A 24,130-nucleotide genomic window follows, 5' to 3' on the forward strand; every position below is an offset into this window, starting at 1 on the left:
GCCCCTCAGGCAAAACAATCATTGCTCGCCCTGCAGGCGGGGGCAGGCCTCGGCCACCCGGCCCAGGGCCTGCACCACGCCGCGAAGGATTTCCAGCACCTGGGTGGGGTGCGGCTGGCCTTCGTTGTGCATTACCTGATAGGCCTCTTCCACCCGCGCTTGCAGGCTTTTGATGGTTGGGCGCATATCTTCCATGCTCACTCCTTGCTTTGCCGCCAGGCGGCCAGGGCGTCCAGGCGCGGGGCCAACACGCTCCAGCGCCAAGCGAACTCGGCCCCCAGGTCGGGCTCCAGGCGTAGCGCCTTGATCCGGTTGCCCGGCGCGTCCAGCTTAAACTCCAGGAACACCGGCCCCTGGTTTACCAGCAAGCCGATTTCCGCTTGGCTTTGGCCCGCCGCCAGGGGAACCTGGGCCAGCACGGCGGCGTGGTCCCAGCCCAGGGAGCGCACCGTCAGGCGGGCGGAGGCCTCCAGGGGAGCGTCCAGCTCCAGCCTCAGGCGCAGCGGGCCGGGCAGGAAAGGCTGGGAGAGGGTCAGGCGGCTGCCTTGGGGGGTGCTCTCCAGCTTGGCCGGGGGCCAGCCCCGGTCGCCCGCCCCATCGGGCCATTCCAGGCGCTCCCAATACAGCAGGGCCGGGGGCAGGTTGCTCAGCTTGCCCAGGGCCCCGGCCAGGGCCGGACCGCCGCCCGCATGGGCCAAGGAGCGGTAGGCGGCCAGGAAACCGGGATGCTCGGCCCGCAGCCGAGTCAGGGCCGCCTCGGCCGCCTGGCGTTTGCCCGCTTCCAAGAGGGCGGCCACGGCCATCAACCGGGCCTCGGCCGGGGCCCCCGGCCCCAGGCGGGCGGCCAGATCGGCCATGGCCTTCCACTCGCCCCGGCGCAACAAGAGGGGCAGGGCGGTCTCGGGTTGGGGGAACAGCCCCACCCACACAAAGGCCCCCTCGGGGTGGCGGCGGCCCTCCAGCTTGTAGGCCCTGATCCGGGGGGGCACCAGCCGTGGCCAGGGGCGCACCCGCCCGCTGAGGGTGCGGTCCCACTCCAGGTCCAGGGGCAGGCCCAGCTCCGGGGCCCAGAACAGGCGGGCCCGGCCCCGCCCCAGGGCGGCGAAGGTCATCTCCCCCGGCGATTGGGGGCTGATGAGCCACAGGTCCTGCTTGAAACCCAGGCCGCGATCCAGGCGGCGGCCCACCAACAGATCCCGGGGCCGGGAGCGGGCCCAGGGGGTGGTGAGGTAGGCGGGCTGGGGCAGGTCCACCCGCACGTGGGGCAGGATTACCTGGTTTTGATAGTCGGGCATCGCCGGGACGTATAGGGCTATCTCCGGGTTTTCCCAGTAATAATTGCGCGCGGCGAACAGCTGCACCGGGCGCAGCCAGGCCTGGGGCGGGGGCGGCTGCCACCAGAAGCGCTCCAGGGCCAGCACCTCCAGCGCGGCCGCCTCGGGGCGTCCCCGGTCGCCCAGATCGTCGCGCAGCAGCCACTTGTGGGAGCGGGGGTAGACCTCGGGTGTCAGCCAACGGCCGTTGCTCGCCGGGTACTCGCCGGCCATGAGTTGCCCCGGGGCCAATACCCTGGCCACCCAGCGCCCGGCCAGTTGGCCGGTGGCGGGCAGGCGGGCCTGCCAGGCGTCGCCCAGGGCCAACAGGCCCTGCCAGACCAGGAAGATGGCCACCAGGCCCAGCACCGCCCCCCGCCAGGGACGGCCGCTGAAGGCCTGGAACACCAGGGCCAGCAGGGCGGCCAGGGGCAGGGCCAGGAAGGGGGTGAGGTTGACCAGGTCCCACTCGCGCAGATAGCCCAGGCGCACCCAGACCAGGGCCAGGGCGGCCAGGGCGGCCAACAGGGCCAACAGGTCGGCCTTTTTGTGGCGCAGCAGCAAAAGGAACAGGCCCGCCCCGGCCAAGAGCGGCCAGGTCGTGCCCACCCGGCGGGTCAGGGCCTCCCAGGCATAGGTCAGGCTGAGCAGGGCGTCCTGGTTTTGGGCGGCCGGGTTTTGACTGGCGACGATTTGCATGAGATCCGCCCACCAGCGGGCCGGGTCCACCCAGAACAGGGGCGAGAGCAGCAGGCAGCCCAGCACCAGGCCCAGGCCCAAGGTGATCAGCGGAGCCCAGCCTCCCCAGGGGCGGCGCAGGCCCCAGGCGGCCAGGGCCAGGATGATCACGTAGCCGCCGTAGACCTTGGCCGCCACCGCCGCGCCGGCGGCCAGACCGGCGACGAGGTAGTCCCACCAGCGGCCCTCTTGCAGTATGCGCGCCGCGAAGAGAAAGGCCAGCCACACCGCCAGGGTTTGGGGCACCTCGCCCATGAGCTGGCGGGAATAGGTGAGCTGCAGGGGGTCCAGGGCCAGCAGCAATCCGGCCAACAGACCGGCCCCCAGGCCCCAGAGGCGACGGGCCGCCAAAAAGCCCAGCAGGGGCAACAAGGACCCCAGGGTGGCCTGCAGGCAGGTGGCGAAAAGCACGTAGGCGTGCCAGCCCTCGCCGCCCGTGGCCCAAAGGTGCCAAGGGGAATCAGGTGAGAAAATCCAGGCGCTTAGCCGTCCCAAGGCCGCGTAGAGGTACACGTGGCCCAGGGGGTAGCTCATGGGCGGGGTCAAATCTCCGCGCATGAAGGCGGGCAGCAGGGCCAGTTGCTTGGGGGTGTCCACGTGGGAGAGGAAATCGGGCCAGCCGTGGGCCACCCCGGCCAGGCGCAGCCCCAGGCCCAGGGCCAGGATGCCCGCCAGGGCCAGGCCGCCCCAGGGCATGGCCGGGCGGGCGTCTTGGGGTTCCAGGGCCAGGCGGCGGGCCAGGGCCACGAAGTAAAGGGCTCCCAGCAGGGAGGTGGGCGCCAACCAAACCGGAGGGCCGGGCCCCAGGGCCCCCCACAACAGCAGCCAGGCCGGAGTCAGGGCGGCCAGGGCCCAGCCAGCGGCCCACAGGGCCAGGGGGCGGGCGAGCATCAGGGCCAGGAGCGCGGCGGGCAGCAGCCACATGAGAGGCAGGCGGGAGAAGGTTTCCCAGGCCAGCCAGGCCAAGGGGGCGAGCCCCAGGAGGGACCAGGCGGCCGGCGACGGCCCTCCGACCTCGCGCCGCTCCCCCAGCCGGTCCAGGCCCCAGGCCAACAGCCCGCCCAGCAGGGCCCCGGCCAAAAGGCCGGCCGGCAGGCGCAGCCAGGCCTGGGCCCAGCCGTCCCAGCTAAGGAAGTACAACTGGCTCTTGAGCCCCAGGAGCCCCCCGGCCAGCCAGGCGGGGCCCAAGGCGGCCCAGGGCGGGCGGGCCAGCTTTTTAGGCAGTGGCATGCGCATGGTTTTTTGTAGCACAACCCGCCCCGGCTTGTCCCCATGGGGCTGAGGGCAAAAAACAAGGGCCTCTCGCCAGGAGAGACCCTTGTCGCTTTGGGGCATTTTGCCGGTTCGGGGGAGAACCGGCCAACTTCCACGGCCCCTAACGGGAGCTAAGCATCGTGCCTATTACGTTATGCACCCGTCCTTTTGTCCGGGGGTAGGAGGCAAAAAGAATCCGCGAAGCCCGGTCGCAAGAGATTCTCCCGATGGCCGAGGCGGCGGCGCAGCGGACCATCACCCGCTCGTTAGGATTGTTGAGCAGGTAGGCCAGGGGGTAAACCGCCCTAGGATCGTTGATCTTGCCTAAGGCATGGGCGGCTATGCGCCTGATGGTGGGGTCCTCGTTGCTGAGCAAGGCAATGAGAGGCTCCACGGCCCGGGTTTCGCGGATGTCGCCCAAGGTGTAGACCGCCACGCAGCGCACCTGGTTGCAGGGTGCGGTCAGAAGTACCAGCAAGGTGTTGCGGTCCACCTCTTGGGCGACAGGAGTCATGAGACCCTTGGCGGCGGCCTCCTGGCAGACCGCCGTAATTTTATTTTGCAGATGGGGGGGCACTGAATGCCCACTGGCCGCCCCAGCCAGGGCGGGGATCAGGCATAACAGGGCCGCCAGCAGTCCGCTTCGTAATATGAAGCTTTTCATTGCATCCGGCCCCTTGGAAAGATTTGCTTTGCGTTCTGGCTCTTCCTTCCCGTGTCCGGGGCGGAAGAACAGGCTCTTTGTATTGAGAATTAACGCACATGAGGGGGTGGGTAAATGAGGGATCGGCCTCATTGGGCCGCCGGGAAATTCCCAGGCAAGGGGGGTATTTCACCCTATGGGATAATTATTGTAGCGATAACGAATGGTTGTCTAGGCGCTCGGCGGCGGCGCCCGGCGCCCCTAAGCCGATTATTGTTGCTCGGCCTTTTCAAAGGCCGCCCGGGACCCCTTGAGGTCGCCCCGCTTGCCCCGGGCCTGGCCGATGATGCGCCAGTTGGCGGCCTTGAGGCTGCGGTCGCCCTGGGCCAGGGCGTTGGATTTGGCGGCCAGGTTTTCGGCCTGACGGTATTGGCCCTGCTCCAGACGCACCCGGGCCAGCTCCTGCCAGAGGTAGGGATTGCGCGGCTCGATGCGCAGGGCCCGCTCCAGGGTGGCTCCGGCCGAGGCGTCCTGCCCGGCGGCGGCCTGGGTTTTGGCCTGGTCCAAGAGGGCCAGCACCGCGCTGTTGCCGGAGGCCTGGGCCGTGGGGGGCGGCGGGGTTGACGGCGGGGTGTAGGACGGGCCCGCGCAAGCGGCCAGGAAAAGGGCCAGGGACAGAACCAGGGCGTAGCGCAAGGCCTTCATCAATCGAAAATCCTTTCAAACCATCTCTTCACTTTGGTGCCCATCTTTTCCATGCCTTGGCCCAACTCCTCCATGCTTTGCTCCAGGGAGCCGCCGCAGGCCGCCCGTCTGGTGGGGGCCGAGCCCGCGATAAAGGGCAGGTTCATCGCTCCGGGGCAGCCCCGGGCGCTGAGCAGGCCCGAGGCCGGGTCCACCCAGGCCCAGGCCACGTTGTCCGGCTGGGTGGGCACCAGGGGCTGGGGGTCCAGGGCGGCCAGGGCCTGGCCCCAGACTACCATGGCTCCCGAGGCCCCGGTAAGCCCGGTGGGCCGGTTGTCGTCGCGCCCCACCCAGGCCACGGCCAGGCGGTCGCCGGTGAAGCCCGCGAACCAGGAGTCGCGCAGCCCGTCGGTGGTGCCGGTCTTGCCCGCTATGTCCAGCGAGGCGGGCAGGTAGCGGTCCAGCGAGCGGGCGGTGCCCCGGCGCACCACCTCCTGCATGGCGGTGGTGAGCAAATACAGGGCGGCCGGGTCGCTGGTCTGCTCCACCTTGAGGGGGTAGCGCTTGAGCGGCTCGCCCCGGCTGGTGAGCACCGCCCGGATGGCCCGCAGCGGGGTGCGGAAGCCGCCGGCGGCGATGGTCTGGTAGACCTGGGCCACCTCCAGGGGCGCCAGCTCCCCCGCCCCCAGCAGGCTGGAGGCGAAGCCGGGCAGGGGGCTCCGGGCGCCCAAACGCCGCAGGTTGTCCAGCACCTGGGGGATGCCCACCGCCAGGCCCAGGCGCACCGTGGGCACGTTGTAGGAGTGCACCAGGCAATCGATCAGGGGCACCCGGCCGTGGAAGCGCTTGTCAAAGTTCTGGGGGGCGTAGTCCTCGGAGCCTTTTTGCTTGAGCAGCAGGGGGCTGTCGTCCAGCAGGGTGGCCAGGGTGTAGCGCTGGGGGTGTTCCAAGGCGGTGAGGTAGACCACCGGCTTGACGAGCGAGCCGATGGGGCGCTGGGCGTCCAGGGCCCGGTTGAAGCCCTCGAAGCGCGGATCGCGCCCGCCCACCACCGCCTGCACCTCGGCGTTTTGGGTGCTGGTGATGACCAGCGCCCCCTGCAGGGTGCCGCTTTTCAGGCGGCGGTCCTTTTCCAGGCGGGCCAGGCGGCCGCTCAGGGCCCGCTCGGCGGCGCGCTGGGCCACCGGATCCAGGGTGGTGATGATCCCCAGCCCCTCGGAGCGCAGGTCCTCGTCGCGGTAGTCGCGCTTGAGCTGGCGGTAGACCAGCTGCAAGAAGGCCGGGTAGGGCGAGGCCCCGCTGGGCGGCCGCGCCACCACCCCCAGAGGCGCGGCCTGGGCCCGGGCCAACTGCCTGGGGCTCAGCTTGCCATCCTGGGCCATCTCTTCCAAGACCAGGTTGCGCCGCTTCAGGGCCCGCTGGGGATGGCGGCGGGGGCTGTAGTAGCTGGGGCCCTTGAGCATGCCCACCAAGAGGGCCGCCTGGGGCACGCTGAGCTCGTTCAGGGGCTTGTCGAAGTAGAAGGAGGCGGCCAGGCCGAAGCCGTGGATGGCCCGGTTGCCGTCCTGGCCCAGGTAAACCTCGTTGAGGTAGGTCTCCAGTATCTCCTGTTTGGAGTAATGCAGCTCCAATAGCAGGGCCATCACCATCTCGGTGAACTTGCGTTGCAGGGTGCGCTCGGGGGTCAGGAAAAAGTTCTTGGCCAGCTGCTGGGTCAGGGTGCTGCCCCCCTGCACCCGGCCGCCCCCCACGGTGACCACCAGGGCCCGGGCGATGCCCAGCGGGTCCAGGCCGTAGTGGGAGTAGAAACGGCGGTCCTCGGTGGCGATGAGGGCGTCGATGAGCCACTGCGGGGCGTCCTTGAGCTGCACCAGGATACGGTCCTCGTTGCGGCCGGGGTAGATGCCCCCGATGAGCGGCGGGTCCAGGCGGGCGATGGCCAGCGCTTTATTCCGGCCGCGCTGGGACAGCTCGGCCACCCGGCCGCCCCTAAACTCCACCCGGAGCGACAGGGCCGCCTGGGAGCCGTCGCCGAAGACAAAGGGCCGGGTGCGCAAATCCAGGGTGGAGCCGTTCCAGGCGTAGGAGCCCGGCTGGCCGGGGTCCGCGGCCCGGCGGTAGCGCAGCAGGTCCAGCTCGTGGCGTATGTCCTCGGGGCTCAGCTTCAGGCCGGGGTATAGCTCCAGGGGCCTGGCGTAGACCCGGGCGGGCAGGGCGAAGCGCTTGCCCTCGAAGCGGGCGCGCACCGTGACGTCCAGGTAGAGGGTGAAGACCGCGGCGGCCAGCAAACCGATGAGCACCAGATAGGCCAGCAGGCGCTTGAGGGTGAAGCGGCGCTTCTTGGCCGTCTTGCGCTTGGTAGGCTTGCGCTTGGCGGTTTTGGCCTTGGCCTTGGCGGGACTCTTGCGCTCGGCGGGAGCCTTGCTTTTGGCCGCGGTCTTGCGCTTTGCCTTGGTCGCGGGTTTTTTGGGGGCGGGGCGTTTGGCCATGGGTCTTCCGGTCCGGGTATGCCGTGGGCCTCGGGCCAAGACCCGGGGCGTACCTGCCTAGGCCAAGTCTACACCGGATCGGCCCGCGATGCGGTGCGCACCCGGCGGCGACCGGAGGCCAAACGGGGCAAAGCCCGGGGAGTGGCGTATACTGCCGGAGAGGAAGCTTTTCGCCCCGCTTGGCGCAATAGCCGGTCAAACCTTCAGTCTAGTTGGGCAACCACCATGGCGGAAAACCGCAAGGAATTCAAAAGGCCCCCCAAAAGGTATCAGCCCAGGGGGCTGACCATACTCTATGAAGACCAGGACATCCTGGTGGTGGATAAGATCGGCGGCCTCTTGACCATCGGCACGGAAAAAATCCGGGAGAACACCGCCTATTTTCTTCTGACCGACTACGTGAGGAAAGGGAATCTAAAATCCAAAAACCGGGTGTTCATCGTGCACCGGTTGGACCGGGACACCTCCGGGGTCCTGGTTTTCGCCAAAACCGAGGACGCCAAACGCTATCTGCAGGACCGGTGGCCGGAGTTCTCCAAGAAATACTATGCCGTGGTGCAGGGGACCCTGCCGGAGAAGGAGGGGGTTATCAGCTCATACCTGGCGGAAAACCGCGCCCACCGGGTGTATTCCGTGGCCGACCCGGCCAAGGGCAAGCTGGCCAAGACCGGGTTTCGGGTGGTGAAGGAATCCAAGAGCTACACCCTGTTGGAAATCGAGCTGCTCACCGGCCGCAAGAACCAGATCCGGGTCCATTTCGCGGAAAAAGGCCATCCCGTGGTGGGTGACAAGGTCTACGGGGAAAAGAGCCGGGGGGCCAGGAAGCTGGCCCTGCACGCGGCCTCGCTGACCATCACCCATCCCTACACCCATGAGAAGATGACCTTCGAGACCCAGCCCCCCGCTTTCTTCAAATCCTTCGTGGCCATCTAGCGGCCTCGCCGGGGCCCAAAGGCGCCGGGGAGCCTTTGCCCCGCCCCAAAGACGGTGCTTGCCAAAAGCCGCTTTTGCGTCTATAGATGAAAGTATAGATCAGGCCGCATAACGCGAAGAGTGAAGCATGAACCACCAGCGGGGACAATTTAAGAGCCTAGACGCCGCCATCGGCGGGCGTCCCCGCGCCTACGTGTTCGGCTATTATTATTATTACGCCCCCGCCACCGGGACGGTGAGCTTGCATGGAGCGCGTAAGGCCTAGCATCTAACACGCCCTAAATCAGCAGCACCCACCGTCTCCGGACGGTGGGTTTTTTATTTGGCCGAAGACGGCGGGGCCCTGAGCGGCCAAGAACAAGGAAGAGGAAAATGATCATTCAACTGAAGGCGAGCGCGGGAAAAAGCGGACTGGAAAAAATCGTGTCCCATCTGGCCCAGGACGGGGTTCCCCGGGAGCGGCTGGATATCTTTTCCGGGGACACCTATACGCTGGTGGGCGTCAAGGGCGACGCGGGCAAGCTGGATTTGGACAAGTATCAGGCCCTGGACTACGTGCTCACGGTGCACCGCATCTCCGATCCCTTCAAGGAGCTCTCGCGCCAGTTCCACCCCGACGACACCCTGATCGAGCTTCGGGGCGGGCATTGCCTGGGCCGGGATCTGAGCGTCATCGCCGGGCCCTGCGCCATCGAGAGCCGCGAGCAGCTTTTCCGGACCGCCGAGCTGGTGGCCCGGGCCGGGGCCAACATCCTCCGGGGCGGCGCCTTCAAGCCACGCACCATCCACCGCAGCTTCCAGGGCCTGGGCGAGGAGGGCCTCAAGCTCTTGGCCGAGGCCCGCGAGGCGGTGGGCCTGCCGGTGATCTCGGAGATAATGGACGCCCGCGACATCCCCCTGTTCGTGGAATACGACATCGACATCTGGCAGGTGGGGGCGCGCAACTGCCTGAACTACACCTTCCTGGACGCCCTGAGCCAGGTGCCCAATCCCAAGCCGGTGCTGCTCAAGCGCGGCGACCACGTGTCCTTGAACGAGCTGTTGGGCGCGGCGCTCAGGCTCTACGAGGGCAACCCCCAGGTGATCCTGTGCGAGCGGGGGGACAAGACCGCGGACCGGGTGCACCGCAACGTGCTCAACCTGAACAACGTCTCCTACCTCAAGCACCACTACCATTTGCCGGTGATCGTGGACCCCAGCCACGGCACCGGGGTGCGCGAGCTGGTGGGGGACCTGGGCCTGGCCGGCATGGCCGCCGGGGCCGACGGCCTGATGGTGGAGGTGCACCATCAGCCGGAAAAGGCCTTGTGCGACGGGGCCCAGAGCCTCAACCAGGAGTTCGCCGCCCTGGTGCCCCTGGCCGCCGACATCCACCGGATGCGTAACGCCCTGAGCGCCGCCCAGGCGGCCAAGTACGGCGGGCTGGCGGCCATGGCCGGCTAGGGAGAGCCGGGCAAGGCCTCCCCCGGGGAGAGCGGGGATTCTCAGCCTGAAATGGGTTATAATTTTGATGAGGCAAAGGGCTCGTTAACCACCCGGAATAGGGGCGCCTGCTCGATCCGGCGCGAAAACTGACTGATGTTGGATAACAAAAACGGCCTGGGCCTGTTCACCGTCTTCTGCATCGCCAGCGGGGCCATGATCAGTTCGGGCATCTTCGTGTTGCCCGGGCTGGCCCATGCCCTGGCCGGACCGGCGGTGATTTTCAGCTACCTCCTGGCCGGGTGCCTGGCCTGCACCGGCATGCTCAGCGTGGCCGAGGTAATCACCGCCATGCCCAAGGCGGGCGGGGATTATTTCTTCATCGCCCGGACCCTGGGCCCGGCGGCGGGGGCGGTCACCGGCCTGCTCTCCTGGTTCTCCCTGTCCTTGAAGAGCGCCTTCGCCCTGGTGGGCATGGGCGCTTTCATCCAGCCCTTGCTGGGCCTCAACCCCCTTTGGGCGGCGCTTTTCCTGTGCCTGGTCTTCGTGGCCATCAACCTTTTGGGGGCCGAGAAGGCCGGGTTGCTCCAGGTGATCCTGGTAGTGACGCTGCTGTCGTTGATGCTGCTTTACGTGCTAACCGGCTTCGGCTCCATCCAGTGGGCCCGCTTCGAGCCCTTCGCGCCCCAGGGCATCGGAGCGGTGCTCTCCACCGCGGGGGTGGTGTTCGTCTCCTACGGCGGCCTGCTCAAGGTCGCCTCGGTGGCCGAAGAGATCAAGGACCCCGGCCGGACCGTGCCCAAGGCCATGATCCTGTCCCTGTTGGTGGTGGGCCTTTTCTACGTGGCCATGGTTTTCGTCACCAGCGGGGTGTTGGGAGCGGCGGAGCTGGACCACTCCCTCACCCCCATCTCCGACGGGGCCCGGGTTTTCGCGGGCGGCCTGGGGGCCCTGGTGATGGGCCTGGCCGCGGCCGCCGCCTTTGCCAGCACCGCCGGGGCGGGCATCATGTCGGCCTCGCGCTATTTGCTGGCCCTGGGGCGCGACGGCCTGGCCCCCCGGGCGCTCAGCCGCATCCATGAGCGTTTCGGCTCCCCTCACGTGGCCATCCTGGTCACCGGCGCCTTTGTCTTCGGCTCCCTGTTCCTGGAGTTGGAGATCCTGGTCAAGGCCGCTTCCTCGGTGCTCATCCTCACCTACCTGGCGGCCAACCTGTGCGTGATCGTGTTGCGCGAATCCCGGCTCACCAATTACCGCCCCCGCTTCCGCGCCCCGGGCTATCCCTGGCTGCAGATCGCGGGCGCCATCGGGTTCGTCATCCTGCTGTTGGAGATGGGCTGGCAGGCCCTGATCATCAGCCTGGTGCTGGTGCTGGGGGGCTTGGCCTTTTATTGGCTCTACGGCCGCATCCGCTACGAGCGCGAGTACGCCCTGATGCACCTGGTGCGGCGCATCACCGACCGCGATCTGGTCAACGGCGGCCTGGAAGAGGAGTTGCGGGGCATCGTGCGCGAGCGGGACCAGCTTTGCTGGGACGAGTTCGACCAGGCGGTGCAGCGGGCCGAGGTGATCGAGGTGGCGGGCGCGCAAAGCGGCGACGAGGTGTTGGCCCGCGTCGCCCTGGCCGGCGCGCGCCGCTTCGGCCTGGACGCCTTGTGGCTGGGCCAGGCCCTGAAAAAACACCAGATGGCCCAGGCCACCGAGTTGGTGCCCGGCGTGGCCATCAGCGACGCGGCCCTGCCGGGCTCGGGCCAGGTGGAGTTGATCATGGCCCGGCTGGCGCCCCCGGTGGCCCTGAACCCCGGCCAGGCTCCCTGCTCGGCCATGTTCGTGGTGCTCTTCAGCCCGGACAACCGGGGGGCTTATCTGAGCACCTTGGCGGCCATCGCCCAGACCGCCGGCAACCCCGCCTTCGCCGACCAGTGGGACACGGCCCAGGACGCCGCCCGGCTGCGGGACATCATGCTCATCGCCAAGCGCCAGCGCACCTGCACCATCTGAGCGCCGCCCATAAAAAGGCCCAACGGGCAAACCCGCAGGGTCTTAAAACAGTTGCGCCGGTCCATAGGCGAAGCGCCAAGGCAATCCGCTTGGCCAAGCCCTAGGGCCACCGTGATCAGGCTAGGCCCCGCCCCGCTGGTTGGAGGTGGGGGGGGATTTTGGCCCGCTAATCTATAACTTGCGAACCGTCTCTGCCGGCGGTGACTTGCGCGAGACTTTCGTGGGTGGTCAGTTGGGGCTTGTCGTATTCCTTCTTGCTGGTCATGGCGTCTCCTTTTCGTGTTCGCATAGTGCAGGGCATTTTAAATCGGCAAGGCAAGCGCGGCCGCGAACCGGCCAAACGCCAAGTTGGTCAACCTAGCCCACGTCCCAAGTCCACAAGCGGATTATAATTACCTCTCCGAACCGTCTCTGCCGGCGGTGACTTGCGTGAGACTTTCGTGAGAGGTCAGTTGGGGCTTATCGTATTGCTTTTTGGGGGACATGGCGTCTCCTTTTTATAATTCCAACAGTATAGTGCATATTCACGCGGCCGGGCAAGCGTGGCCGCCTCGTCCCCGCCGGGTCCATGGGCTAGGCGTCATGTCTACTTCTTGTTGAACATGTCGTGCAGTTTTTCCAGGGTGTTGGCCGTTTTTTGGGAACTCTTGATGAGTTCAGGGGTCACCACCACGGAATCGGTGATTTTTCCCGTGTTGTCGTGCACCGCCAGGAACATGTAGCCCTTGCTGGTGAGGCTGAGGGTGCTTCTGGTATTGCCTTGGGCGTCCAGGAGCTGGAACTCCTGGCCCTTGATGATTTTGAATTCCTTGGCCAGAACCAGTTGACTGCCCGCCGTCCCGCCCGCCAGGCCGGCCGCGAAGGCCAAGAAGGTTATCAGCAAGATCAGCTTTTTATTCATGGTTGCGCTCCCTGTGCTTGTCCGGAAATAGCTATCCTGTCATCGAGGTAGCATAGCCGCCCGCGGCGGCTAAGCTATTTTTTTAAAATTCACGGGTGGCGTTCACCGGTTTGGCGCCGTCCGCCCAAAAAGGGAGCCGGCCCGCTGGGCCGGCTTCCCTTATCGCTTTAGGGCGGGACGCGGGACATCCCCTTACGAGCCCAACGCTCTAACTCACCATCAAGGCAGCTATATCTCGGCCAAGCCCGCTTCCCGCTATGCCCCTGAACCGGTCGGCGCCGCCAGAAGGATCACTTTTGGTTGCGCCACCGCTCGATGGTTCGGTCCACCAGCTCCCGGTCGGCCTGCTCCTCAAGCCACCCCTGGGAGACGCTCCTGGTGTCGCTGCTGGGGCGGTATTCGGAGTCGAGGGCTTCAAAATAAATCATCATCGGGAAGTTGACCGCCTCGCCCACCGCGATGGCCTCCTGGGTGCGCAGCACCGGCAGCGCCAGGAGCAGGCCGGCGGCGGTCTCCGGCAATACGTGGGCCACGAAATTCTGGTCGTACTCGGTGCTCATGCGCATTATGAACAGGGTGCTGCACTGAGAAATGATCATTTCGGAGATTTCCGAGGGCCGCTGGGTGACCAGGCCCAGGGACACCCCGTACTTGCGGCCTTCCTTGGCGATGCGGGAGATGGCCCGCCTGGTGGGGGCGAAGCCCAGATCCGGGTCGTGGGGGGCGTAGCGGTGCGCCTCTTCGCAGATCATCAGGATGGGAACCGAGCGCTCTTTATCGCCCCACACGGCGAAATCGAAGATCATGCGGCATAGCAGGGAAACCACCACGTCCACGATCTCCGAGGGCATGCCGGCCAAGCCTATGATGCTGATCGGCTTGTTTTCCCCCGGCATCCGCAACAGGCGCGAGAGTATGTCGCCCATGGAATCATGCACGTTGGTATTGAAAAACATGAAGCGGTACCGGCTGTCCTGCTTCAGGCTCTCGATTCGGTAGATGATCCGTTGATAGGCCTGCGGCTTCTCAGTCCGGTTGAGCCGTCCCATCGCGGCGTTCAGATGCTCCACCACCTTGTTCAGGTGATAGGGAATCGGCGTGTCCACGGTGAAGGGTATTCTCTCCCCGTTTCTTTCCATATAGGCTTTCTTGGCCTCGATGATCGCCTCTTTGAGCAGGGGAGCCTCCACCTCCCGGTTTCCCGGTTCATGACTGCACAACGCCTCGGTAATCTCCTCGAAGTTGAGCAGCCAATATGGCAGCTGAAGATTGTCGGGAGTGATGACCTCCGCTCTGTCCCCAAAGGTCTTGGTGTACTCGTCATGCGGGTCAAACATGACCACATGACCATCGGGGTAGTCATCGAAAATTGTCCTCAGGAGCAGGGTGATGGCGCAGGATTTGCCGGTGCCGCTATGACCCAGAATGGCGAAATGCTTGCCCACGAGTTCGTCGACCTTGAGATAGGCCGGCTGCGAAAGGTCTTGGCGCAGCGCCCCTACCTTTATGGACGGTTTGGATGGCTGGGCGTAGATCTGGGCCAGATCCCGTGAGGTGGTGGACAGGATGGTGGCTCCCAACCCCGGATAGATCGACACGCCCCGCTGAAAGATCAAATTCCCCGCCTCGTCCTGTCGCAGGGACTCCCCCACCAGGTCTATTTCGGTGATCCGGGTTTGATCGGAGGAAAACGGATAGGAAGGGTCCTGGGTGGTGAGGCTGGCCAAGACGCCGAACACCAGGGAAGACGGCGTTTTTATGGTGACGATGGAGCCCACCTGGGTGGCGTTGGCCGCCTGCTCCGTTTGTTGGGCATCGCTGTGTTTGACCATGATCCCGGTTACCTTGGAACCGGCGACGGAAATGACTTGTCCGATCTCCAAAGATGTCTGCTGATCCATGGCCTATTTTTCCTTTCGGGTAAACGAGGGAGCAGTTAGCTTCGTCTACCATTTTAGCCATATTTGGACAAGGAAGTTTCCCGTCGCCCCAGGCCCGGCGACTGGCCGCAAGCCGAATTTTTCAGACAACTGGCTAGAATCATTGAAATAACATATCAGAAAATAACGATGACAGAGGGATAAAGATCAGTACAGCGCCAGGAAAGGCCGCCAAAAAAGCAATGCCAATGTTAATCAAGGAAAACCTTCGCTTCTTATTAGCTGTCAGAAATACCTGAATTAAAATAGCGGCGACATAGGCGATTAAATAGGACAGCAGCCAGATGCCGGGAATGAAATCAAACATCCGGCCGGTTAGGGGTGCGATGCCCAGGCGGCCCAAGAGCATGATAAAGAGCAGACCGCCTATGGGGGCGGCCCCAAATGCGCAAATAATATTTACCGCTCTCCTGTAGGCACGATTACTCTGGTAATAGCCCATGTCCATTTTGAAATGCCTTACACTCATCCAAATCGCTGGTGACAGGACCAGCAAAAAGATGACGACACCGGCTATACCCAAAATCCATATCATCGCATCCGTAGCCCAAGGAACCGAGACATTCACAAGACTGGCGGGCCAAGGGATGGCTACCAAGATAAACCCCACCACCTGCATGATCATGCCAAAGCAAAGCCAACCGCCAATAACTAATAGCACTATGCCGATTGTTTTACTGTCATGGAACCAGCGAACGATGAGCGGTCTTTGGGCCTCCCGCCCATGATACAAACCTGCTACTACTTCGGCCCGCCTACGAAAATAACGGTACGTATAAATTGCTAGGCCTAAGGTCACCGCCCCAACGATAAGAGCCAAAAGAAAAATAAGGTCAAGGGACGGCCCCGTGTCGCGAGGAACAGGCGCATTTTCAGAAGTGATCCCTTGCGTTTCAACCGCGCTCTGCACTGCGGGCCGGATCAACATTTGCAAAAACAAGCCCGCCATGCCGGCCAAAGCCAAGCCGCCGAAGATGACCAAAAGCATGGACTGGCCCAGGACCTGATGGGAAAATTTATCACGGAATATTTCCGGCAATCCACCGGGGGTGGAATCAACCGGTTTCGCTTCGATTGCTAGGGCTCGTCTATGTAAATACCTCAAGCCCAAGGTTATGAAAAAACCGGCCGCGGCCAGGGGCAGCATGGTCGCCAACCACCAGGCTATCTGCAATATCCATAGCCAAACTAACGATGTAGTCTGATCGGCGGCCATTTGGTTTCCCAACAAAGGAGGTGCGTGTTATTGCCTTTTCAGGACACCTTTCGCCCGGGAGTATAAACCGTGGCGTGGAGAGGTTTTTGCCGGCTTGCCGGGGTTAAAATGATTTGGCGATATGTCGCGGGTGGTGATCCGGAGGCATGGTCAAAAAGACGCTATTTGGTTACCGGTAATGTCGGGGGTGTTGATGGAATTTTTTGCGGCTCCAACCCCTCTGATTGCCTATTCCCGGCCGTCTTTCTCGGCAAATTCGACCATGCCTTCGGCCGGGAGAAAGTAAATACTGATCTTGGTGCCTTTGCCGGGCTCGCTGGTGCAGGTGAGATGCCCGTCGTGCGATCTGACGATCCCAAATACAACGGCCAGCCCCAGGCCGCTACCCTTGCCCACTTCTTTGGTGGTGAAAAATGGTTCGAAAACTCTATCCAAAGTCTCCTCGGCCATGCCCTCGCCGGTGTCGGTGACCGAGATAACCACATAGTCTCCGGAAAAGGGCTTCCCACAAGCTTGGCACATCAGGCCCGACACGTGCTGCCGGCCGGTGGCAATAGTGATGGTGCCTCCGTCGGGCATGGCGTCCCGGGCATTAGTCCCAAGATTCATGACAACTTGTTCTATCTGAAGCGCATCGCTCATAACGGGGGTGATTTTTTCCGACAACTCCAGATGAATGTGGGTGTTGTCGGGCAAGGTTGTTTTGAGGAGATCCACCGCGGCCATCAGCGGCCGGTTGACGTTGAGCGGCTTGAAATTATAATTGGCCTGGTGGCTGAAATACAAAATGCGTTGCACTATTTCCTTGGCCCGGTCGGTTGCCTCCAAAATTCTGTCGATATCTGGCAGATTGATCTTGCCATCAGTCGCGTCGTCCCTGACCAAATCCGCATAGCCCATGATGACAGCCAGGATGTTGTTGAACTCATGGGCGATACCACCAGCCAACGTGCCAAGGGCTTGTGCCTTTTGGGCCTGGACGAGCATCCTTTCAAGTCGCATCTTTTGTTTCAAGGATTGTTTCTGTTGCGTGATATCTTGGATGACACCGCTAACTTTTACAGGCGAACCTGAATCGTCTCTTTCGACCTCCGCTATGGATCGAATCGTCCTGATTTCAGTTGTTGATAACGGTTGGATGTCGAATTCGAGATCATACGGGACGTCGGAATCGATCAAATCTATCAGCGCCTGGTGAACTTTATTCCTTTCCGGGATACAGTTTTCCACTTCGTCCACGGTGAACCGGCCATTATCCAGGTCAAATCCATAAATGCGCTTGGCCTGGTCTGACCCCCAAAAGGTTTCGTTCGCTATATCATATTCCCAGTTGCCCACATTCCCCATGCGTTGGGCGCTTTTGTAACGCTTTTCGTTTTCTTTTAATAGGGCTTCCGCCTTTTTATGCTCTGTGATGTCCCTGGTGCTGAAAATCATTTCAAAAGGGTTGTTGTCGTCGTCCAGCAAAAGTTCCCCGATGCTTTCAAGCCACAAATAATGTCCGGATTTGTGCCTATACCTGTATTGGGCGGTCCTTGAACCTCCTGCCTCCAGCAGGGATTTCAGCTCCGCTTCAACCCCTGGCAGGTCGTCAGGGTGAACTAACCTCGTGATATGGTTACCGAGCAAATCGGACGCTTTATATCCCATGATTCTCTCGTGGGACTTTCCGGCAAAAGTGTAGGTTCCATTCAGATCGGCCAGCGTAACCATGTCGAACATTTTTTCGGTGACGCGCTCGAGGAGTTGCGATCTCTGCCGCAAGCCTTTTTCAGCGTTTATTCGCTCGGTGATATCACGAGACACGGACAAAAGCTCGCGCACGCCGCCCTCGTCGTCCAGGATGGGTGAAATAATTACACTCCACCATTTTGGGGTTCCCTTGCAGGTGGGGAAGTATCCCTCAAAGGAGCCGACGCGGCCCGCTTTCGCCGACTGGATAGCCTGTTGGGCCTTTGGCTGGTCCTGGCCTTTCCAAAAGGCCGTCCAGGATTTATTCAGATACTGCTCTATATCGTCAATTTCCAACAATAGTTGGCCGCCTCGGCTCATGAAGAGCAAATTGCCGTTCAAATCAAGAGTGTTAATACAGTCCAGGCTGCTATCGATGATCGCCTTGTTGAATGTCAGACTTTGTCGCAGCTCTAACTCTTTTTGCTTCTTCTCAGTGATATCCAGGCCTATGCCATCCCAGACAACGCTGCCATCTTCCTGTAGCAAGGGAACGCCACGCGCGTACAGCCACTTTGTCCTGCCTCCGGGAAGTTTGAGGCGGGCTTCCTGCTCTACTATCGAGAGATTTTCGGCGGAGGCTTTTACGGCTTCAACGCATTTTATCAGGTCGTCCTCGTGAACGCGTCCCCATAGCAAATCGAGGTTGCCGGAGGCGTCATCCTGTGAAACTTCAAAAATATCCTCAACGCCTTTGCTGATGTAAATTATCTCGTCCATGCCGTCTTTATTGCGTTTGTATTTAACCACCACGCCCGGCACATTATCAGCCAAACTCTGGTAATTTTTCTCACGGATCACTATTTCCCTGTTGATTTTATCTTGTTCGGTAATATCTTGAGCCGCCCCGAACATTTTCGCGGGATTGCCCTGATCATCCAATATCAGTTTTCCGGAGGCGAGTATGATTCTTTCCGCTCCGTCGTCCTGACGAATTATTCTGTGCTTAATGTTATAGTCGACTTTTTCTGCGATCGTCCTGTCAAAAGCCTTTTGAATATCACCTCGATCGTCAGGGTGCGCGATCATGATCAGATCGGCTGTGGCCAACTGAGGCTGGGAGCAGCCATGCAAGCGGAGCCAGTTGGCTGAGAACGTCCAGGTGTCCTTGGATATGTCCCACTCCCACCCACCAGTGTGCGCCAATTTATCAGTCTCCCCCATAATGACGAGTAAGGCGTTTGGGTCCAAATTTGTGGGTTTAGTTTGGTCAGTCATCGAATATACCTATACAAATTAAACATGAAACAAATATGCAATTTAGCCGCTTTCCAAAACGCATCCGTCCTCAAAACATGAGGCCGGCGGTGCGTGTACCGTTTTTCTATATCTTGCGTTATTTCTTGATGCGCCCGTAACTTGTCGCGACAACCCACAATGACCTGGCGGGCAATTCGCTGAAACAACTGGTGTATTAAGCCTGATGCGAATTAAAAGCGATGAGGTTTCTCATGATAACCGCTCCCCCAAACCAAATCAACCGACTTTCGCCGGGCGCATCATGCCAATAACCGCGCCACCACGCCAAGCTTGGGAAACCAGGCATCCACGTGGGCCCAACCGCGTCGATCGCGGCTTGTCCCGTGGCCGGGGAGGCTGCGCCAGGTCGCCATCCTGGGGGTGGGCCGCTTGCAACGCGCGTCAAGGCAAACCATTGCGCGAGGGGCTCTGAAACGGCATCCGATTATTTGAAACTGGACCAGAGATACCCCGGGACCCCCCGCCAATGAAAAAAGGAGCCGGCCCCTGGGACCGGCTCCTCGCATCGTTTGAAGTGGCGGAGAGGGTGGGATTTTCGCGATCAACCACCCAAGCGCCATAAAATCAGCCACTTATCCTTGTCGCGCTGACCCGTAATGTAACACCTCACTGTAACAGTTTCAAGGACAGACTGGCTCATTAGTGGTGCCTTGCGACAATACCTTTGGGGTAGGGCGAGCTGGCATAAGCCCCCTTCTCGTTCCGCTGCTTCTTGAACTCCCTGATCTCTTCCAGCCGGTGATCCACCAGCAACTCCACCGCCTCCTCCAGGTCCCCCCCGATATGCCGCAGCACCCGTCCTCGGCTCTTCGGATACCAGAGCTTCTCCTCGACCTCCTTGATAGGGGGCAAGCCGTGATGCAGGGGGTGGGGCTTTTCGCGCTCCCAGCGCTTGTGTGTCCCGCTGGCCATGCGGTGAACGATTTTGGCGGCCTGGACACGTTTGTACTCGGGCTTCAGCTCTGCCTGGGGGTCATCTCGAAGGACCATCTCCACAGCCAGCCAGGCGGCCACAGGGAGGCGGGGGTCTACCTCAGAAGCTCTCAGCCTGGCCCAGAGCGCCTTGGCGCGTTCCTTGGTGTGAATGGCGGAGTAAGTGCGGGACAGTTGGCGGTCTAAAACCGTGACACTTGTTTTAGAGATATAGTCCTGTTGTTCATGCTGTCAATCATGATCTTGCCTTAGTTGGTTTTGGGCTTTGCCTGGGATCGTCTTTTGGCTTGGCGGAGCCGGTAGCTTTCTCCATTGGCCTCGATGATGTGGCACCTATGGGTCAGTCTGTCCAGCAGTGCACCGGTGAGTCTTTCGGAGCCGAAGACCTCCGTCCATTGCTGGAAAGGGAGATTGGTGGTGATCATGAGGCTTTGTTGTTCATATGCCCTACCCACCACCTCGAATAGCATTTGAGCGCCTATCTTGGAGAAGGGCACATAGCCCAGTTCATCGATGACCAGCAGGTGTAGGCGCTGGAGCTGTTTCTGCAGGCGTTGCAGACGTCTTTCCTCGCGGCATTCCATGAGCTCTGTGACCAGGGCGGTGGCGCTGTAGAATTTCACCTTGCTTCCCTGGGCGCAGGCCGCAAAGGCCATGGCGCTGGCCAGGTGGGTCTTGCCGGTGCCGGAGTTTCCGATCAGGAGCACGTTTTCCTTTTTGGCGATGTACTCGCCCCTCATCAGCTCCCTGACCAGCTGCTGATTGATGGAGGGCTGTGCCTTGAAATCAAAGGTGTCCATGGTCTTGATCACCGGAAAGGCGGCTTGCTTGATGCGCCTTTCGGCTGCCCGCTTCTCGCGGTCCAGAAGCTCCCGCTCGGTCAGGCGCAGCAGGTAGGTCATGTAATCGGAGCGGTCTTGGCTGCAGACCTTGGCCATGGCCGCGTATTCCCGGAGAATGGTGGGCAGCTTCAGCTTTTTGAGGTGGTACTCCAAGAGCACGGTGGGTTTGTCCTGGTCCTTCATGACAGCGCCCCTCCCTGCGCGAGGAGGGAGTCATAGACTGTGATATCGGGCCCGGCCACGCTCACTCGGCCCAGGTGCTCACGACCGTCCAGCAGGAAGGTGGCCGCGGGCCCTGATGATGGCGGCTCCAGCAGGTGGACAATGGCCTCCGGGGCATAGGCTCCCGCGTACAATGCCTGCTCCACCGCCCGCTTCAGTCTGGCCATGGAGTGGTCCTCCAGCAAACGTAGGACCTTTATGTATTTACGGGTGCCCTGGCCAGGCATGTCTTCCCCGGCCACCAGCCGCCGCCTCAAGACCTCAAAGCACTCAGACAGATCTAGGTCAGCCAGGGGGCGGGCGTGGTCCAGGGAGCCAGGCTTGCGCTCCAGCAAGGGCAGATAATGCCGGTAGTCGAAAAACACCCCTTCCTTGCCCCAGGATCGGGAGTGGCGGGCCACCACCACGTCATGGTGGCAGAGCACCACCCGATCCACATAGCCCTTGGCCACAATTTCATGGTGGGCACAAGCCACCGGCACCGAGTAGTCATTGTCGTCGAAGCGGACCAGGGACAATGAATTGGCCCGGGTAGGCTGTTTGCGGCAGGCATCGAAGCGGGAGGGAGGCAGGGGGACAAAGGCTGTCTGGTCTTCCTGCAAAACCTCGGCCTTGCTACCGCCCTTGCCACGCAAACGGCGCTTCATGTCGTCGCGGCACTGCCTTAAAAGCATGGCATTGAGCTCGGCCAGGTCCTTCACCTGGGGCACTGGCACCAAAAAATTCTGCCGGGCGTACTTGACCACCCCTTCCACCACGCCCTTCTCGTTTGGACGCCGCACCCGACAAAAATGCTCCCGAAAAAGGTAATGGCTCTGCAGCTTGAGAAAACCATCGGTCAGCTTGCGCTCATGAGGCCCTATGATCTTGGAAACCAGGACCTTGCTATTGTCGTAACTGATCCGGTGGGGCACCCCACCGAAAAACTCGAACGCCCTGGCATGCCCTTCCCAGTAGCTCTCGCTGCACTCCTTGTCGAAGGCCGCCACGAAAAAGGCATCGGAGTACGGCAAGGCCATGATAAAAAGCGCTATCTTGCGAAGCTCCCCGGAAACCTTGGCCAGGGCATAGCCAAAGTCCACCTGCGCCTCGCCGGGACGATGGACCAGGGGCATGTACACCTCCTGGCTCACGCGCTTGATTGCGCGCACCGCCTCCTTTACCTGGGTGTACTTGCCCTGATAACCCGCCTCCTTGATGCGGTGATATATGCGCGTGGCCGTGTGCCTTTGCTTCTTGGGAACCTTTTTGTCCTCTTTTATGATCCGGGCGATCAACTCAAGGTAGGGGCCAAGCTTGGGCTTGGCTCGGGGGGTGCTGAGCCGGTATCCGGGAGGCTCGGGAAAATTCTGAATCTTTTGCAGGGTATCCCAATGGATGCCCTCTCTACGCATTAACTCGCGCTTGCTCGCCTGGCCATCGCGCAACTCAAGTCTGATCCGGGCCCATTGATCCATGTCCGTGTACACCCCTTCCGCTCCTCCAGAGAGTCCTGGCCTGGAAGCCACCATGGCCTCCATCGCACCAAAACACCTGAAGAAAACTGAATCAATGTGTCACGGTTTTCAACCGCCACTAAAATCGTCTCGCTTTTGGACCGCCATTTACATCTCCCGAGCTGCTTGATCTGGAATTCGGTCAGCTCATCGAGGATGGGAGCGCTGGCCTGCTGTTGAAGCTTGTGGCGGTGCTGATCGAAGCGCCTGTCTATCTCCACGGCCGCAATACGGACGCGCTTGAGCGCTTCGTTGTAGTCCTTGGTCCCTAGCGAGAAAGTTTCTTCAGCCTTCGGGTAGGTATCCTTGATATCGACGGGGATGGCTGCACGGTGGTAATAGACCGCGCCTCGACGGTAAAGACGGGGGTGTCCAGGCATCTTCTCCATAACCTCCACTGTAACAGTTTCCTGGAACAGCGCAACTGGAGAAGTGCCTGATATCGATACCTTGGAGTGGTTCCAAGGGGTTAGAAAAAGGTGGCGGAGAGGGTGGGATTCGAACCCACGTAGCGGTTATTAGCCGCTAACCCGATTTCGAGTCGGGCCCGTTACGACCGGACTTCGGTACCTCTCCGCAAAGATTGGCCAATAGTATAGCGGCACCCCTAGCGGCGCGCCGCGAAAAACTCCTTTAGGATATCCGCCGCCTCCCCGGCCAGCAACCCCCCTTGCACGATGGGCTGGTGGTTGAGGCTGGGCACCGCGCCCAGGTCCAGGGCCGAGCCGTAGGCCCCGGCCTTGGGGTCATGGGCGGCGAACACCACCCGGGCCAGCCGGGCCCACACCACCGCCCCGGCGCACATGGCGCAGGGTTCCAGGCTCACGTACAGGGTGCAGCCTCCCAGGCGGTAGTTGCCCAGCGCCCGCGCCGCTTGGCGCAAGCAGAGCATCTCGGCGTGGGCCGTGGGGTCGCCTTGGGCGATGGTGGCGTTGCCCGCTTGGGCGATCACTTGCCCCTGGGGGTCGGTCAACACCGCGCCGATGGGCACCTCGCCCTGGGCCGCGGCCCGGCGGGCCAACTCCAGGGTCCGGCGCATGTGGCCGGCGTCCGCGGGGCTGAATCCTGGCTGAGTCATGGGCAAATTACCACAGGCCCCAAGGCGCCGCAAGCCTCAGGCCAGCTCGGCGGGGCGCACCCCGCCCGGTTTGAGCGCGCCGTCCAGGGTGGCCACGCCGCCCTCGTCGGTGAGCCCCAGACGGCCCTGGGCGATCAGCTCCAGGGTGGTGGGGAACACCACCCAGTCCCCGGCCTGTTTCAGGCGCTCCTGGTGCTGGTCGGCCACCTGGCGCAGGTGCGCCGGATCGGCCTTGATCTCGGCCAGGGGGGCGGGCAGCTCCACGGGGATGGGGTCGCTGACCATGAGCAGGGGGCCCGAGTCCACCCCCAGGTCGGTGAACAGGGTGGAGGAGCGCAGCTCGCTTTGGCCGGCCACGATGGCGTCCAACACCGCGTCGTCGCCCACGAAACGGCGCTTGCCCGCCTCGTCCACTAGGCTCAAGTCGGCCGGGTGCACGTTGATGGCCCCGGTGAGGGTAAGAAAGCTCATGTAGCCGCCCAGGGCGATGATGTCGATGTCAAAGGCCTTTACCAGGCGCTGGGCCACCTGGTCGTAGGCGCGCCGGGCGGCCAGGCCCTCGGCGCTCTTCACGCTGCGCTTGAGGCCGCGCTTTTCGTGAAAGCGGCGCACGTCATAGGCGAAGTAGGGCAGGTCGAAACGCCGGGCGATCTCCTGGCCCCGGCATTTGTCGGAGGCGGTGTCGCTGAAGATGAAGGCCACCTCGTAGGAGGCCCCCGGGGCCTCCAGCAGCTTGACCACGTTGGTGCCCGAGCCGGACATGAAAGCGGCCACCCTGAGGGGGCGTCCCGCCCGGGAGGGATCGAATATGGGTTTGCCGGCCATGGGGCCTCCAAGCGATAGGGGGTTGGCACCCCTAGTCTATAGGACGCGGGCCGCGCGGGGTCAAGGGCGTCGCTAAAACTGGTCCCGGGGCGCAGCGATCCCTTTACACCCGGGTGCGATTTCGTCGATAATTAATACTAAGAATTTTGACATTGAATCCCAGTTGGTATGAGTCCCCCTCCGGAGCCCCCCGGCATTCTTGACAAGCC

General features: G+C 62.4%; 19 protein-coding genes and 1 tRNA gene. 4 read left to right on the plus strand and 16 right to left on the minus strand.

Annotated elements, in window-relative coordinates; translation table 11 throughout:
• Window positions 1-18: 18 nt before the first annotated feature.
• From AACH32_RS01640 to mrcB, 5 genes are all read right to left on the minus strand, one after another.
• Window positions 19-195, minus strand: a complete 177-nt coding sequence (locus AACH32_RS01640; protein WP_338604785.1) for a hypothetical protein — start codon at window positions 193-195, stop codon at window positions 19-21.
• Between the two features lie 2 nt (window positions 196-197).
• Complete coding sequence (locus AACH32_RS01645; RefSeq protein WP_338604787.1) at window positions 198-3,281, minus strand: glycosyltransferase family 39 protein; 3,084 nt, start codon at window positions 3,279-3,281, stop codon at window positions 198-200.
• A 145-nt stretch (window positions 3,282-3,426) separates the two neighbouring features.
• Complete coding sequence (locus AACH32_RS01650) at window positions 3,427-3,969, minus strand: HEAT repeat domain-containing protein (protein ID WP_338604789.1); 543 nt, start codon at window positions 3,967-3,969, stop codon at window positions 3,427-3,429.
• Between the two features lie 249 nt (window positions 3,970-4,218).
• The gene (locus AACH32_RS01655; RefSeq protein ID WP_338604792.1) at window positions 4,219-4,653 is read right to left on the minus strand and encodes a tetratricopeptide repeat protein; all 435 of its coding nucleotides are present in this window, start codon (window positions 4,651-4,653) and stop codon (window positions 4,219-4,221) included.
• Window positions 4,653-7,121 carry a penicillin-binding protein 1B gene (gene mrcB, locus AACH32_RS01660; protein ID WP_338604795.1) on the minus strand — a complete coding sequence of 823 codons (2,469 nt, stop codon included), beginning with the start codon at window positions 7,119-7,121 and terminating at the stop codon, window positions 4,653-4,655. The genes AACH32_RS01655 and mrcB overlap by 1 nt, the downstream gene beginning before the upstream one ends.
• 225 nt (window positions 7,122-7,346) lie before the next feature.
• Here mrcB and AACH32_RS01665 point away from each other — a divergent pair, with 225 nt between their 5' ends.
• The 4 genes from AACH32_RS01665 (at window position 7,347) to AACH32_RS01680 (ending at window position 11,477) form a co-directional block, all read left to right on the plus strand.
• Window positions 7,347-8,054 carry an RluA family pseudouridine synthase gene (locus AACH32_RS01665; protein WP_338604797.1) on the plus strand — a complete coding sequence of 236 codons (708 nt, stop codon included), beginning with the start codon at window positions 7,347-7,349 and terminating at the stop codon, window positions 8,052-8,054.
• Between the two features lie 127 nt (window positions 8,055-8,181).
• The gene (locus AACH32_RS01670) at window positions 8,182-8,319 is read left to right on the plus strand and encodes a hypothetical protein (protein WP_338604800.1); all 138 of its coding nucleotides are present in this window, start codon (window positions 8,182-8,184) and stop codon (window positions 8,317-8,319) included.
• Between the two features lie 107 nt (window positions 8,320-8,426).
• On the plus strand, window positions 8,427-9,497 hold the full coding sequence (gene aroF, locus AACH32_RS01675; RefSeq protein WP_338604802.1) for a 3-deoxy-7-phosphoheptulonate synthase: 1,071 nt from the start codon (window positions 8,427-8,429) through the stop codon (window positions 9,495-9,497).
• 135 nt (window positions 9,498-9,632) lie between these two features.
• Window positions 9,633-11,477, plus strand: a complete 1,845-nt coding sequence (locus AACH32_RS01680) for an APC family permease (protein WP_338604804.1) — start codon at window positions 9,633-9,635, stop codon at window positions 11,475-11,477.
• A 586-nt stretch (window positions 11,478-12,063) separates the two neighbouring features.
• Here the strand turns inward: AACH32_RS01680 and AACH32_RS01685 are convergent.
• The 11 genes from AACH32_RS01685 to AACH32_RS01735 all read right to left on the minus strand — a co-directional run bounded on the left by AACH32_RS01685 (window position 12,064) and on the right by AACH32_RS01735 (window position 23,921).
• Window positions 12,064-12,378: a hypothetical protein gene (locus tag AACH32_RS01685; RefSeq protein ID WP_338604807.1), complete on the minus strand. Its 315-nt coding sequence runs from the start codon at window positions 12,376-12,378 to the stop codon at window positions 12,064-12,066.
• Between the two features lie 290 nt (window positions 12,379-12,668).
• Window positions 12,669-14,279, minus strand: coding sequence for an ATP-binding protein (locus AACH32_RS01690; RefSeq protein ID WP_338604810.1), 1,611 nt, complete (start codon window positions 14,277-14,279; stop codon window positions 12,669-12,671).
• Window positions 14,280-14,418: 139 nt separating this feature from the next.
• Window positions 14,419-15,534, minus strand: coding sequence for a hypothetical protein (locus AACH32_RS01695; RefSeq protein ID WP_338604813.1), 1,116 nt, complete (start codon window positions 15,532-15,534; stop codon window positions 14,419-14,421).
• A gap of 228 nt (window positions 15,535-15,762) precedes the next feature.
• Window positions 15,763-18,483, minus strand: a complete 2,721-nt coding sequence (locus AACH32_RS01700) for a PAS domain-containing sensor histidine kinase (protein WP_338604815.1) — start codon at window positions 18,481-18,483, stop codon at window positions 15,763-15,765.
• 681 nt (window positions 18,484-19,164) lie between these two features.
• Entirely contained in the window at window positions 19,165-19,515 is a 351-nt protein-coding gene (locus AACH32_RS01705) for a hypothetical protein (protein WP_338604817.1), read from the minus strand.
• Window positions 19,516-19,706: 191 nt separating this feature from the next.
• A complete protein-coding gene (gene istB / locus AACH32_RS01710; RefSeq protein WP_338598784.1) occupies window positions 19,707-20,483 on the minus strand; it encodes an IS21-like element helper ATPase IstB in 777 nt (258 codons plus the stop codon).
• Window positions 20,480-21,979, minus strand: a complete 1,500-nt coding sequence (istA, locus tag AACH32_RS01715; protein WP_338599205.1) for an IS21 family transposase — start codon at window positions 21,977-21,979, stop codon at window positions 20,480-20,482. Before istA ends, istB begins: the two co-directional genes overlap by 4 nt.
• Window positions 21,916-22,407: a DUF6538 domain-containing protein gene (locus AACH32_RS01720; protein WP_338604819.1), complete on the minus strand. Its 492-nt coding sequence runs from the start codon at window positions 22,405-22,407 to the stop codon at window positions 21,916-21,918. Before AACH32_RS01720 ends, istA begins: the two co-directional genes overlap by 64 nt.
• Before the next feature lie 91 nt (window positions 22,408-22,498).
• Window positions 22,499-22,594, minus strand: a tRNA-Ser gene (locus AACH32_RS01725).
• A 31-nt stretch (window positions 22,595-22,625) separates the two neighbouring features.
• The gene (gene tadA, locus AACH32_RS01730; RefSeq protein WP_338604822.1) at window positions 22,626-23,096 is read right to left on the minus strand and encodes a tRNA adenosine(34) deaminase TadA; all 471 of its coding nucleotides are present in this window, start codon (window positions 23,094-23,096) and stop codon (window positions 22,626-22,628) included.
• Window positions 23,097-23,132: 36 nt separating this feature from the next.
• Entirely contained in the window at window positions 23,133-23,921 is a 789-nt protein-coding gene (locus AACH32_RS01735; protein ID WP_338604825.1) for a formyltransferase family protein, read from the minus strand.
• Window positions 23,922-24,130 lie beyond the last annotated feature (209 nt).

Source organism: Desulfoferula mesophila (assembly GCF_037076455.1).
GTDB lineage: Bacteria > Desulfobacterota > Desulfarculia > Desulfarculales > Desulfarculaceae > Desulfoferula > Desulfoferula mesophila.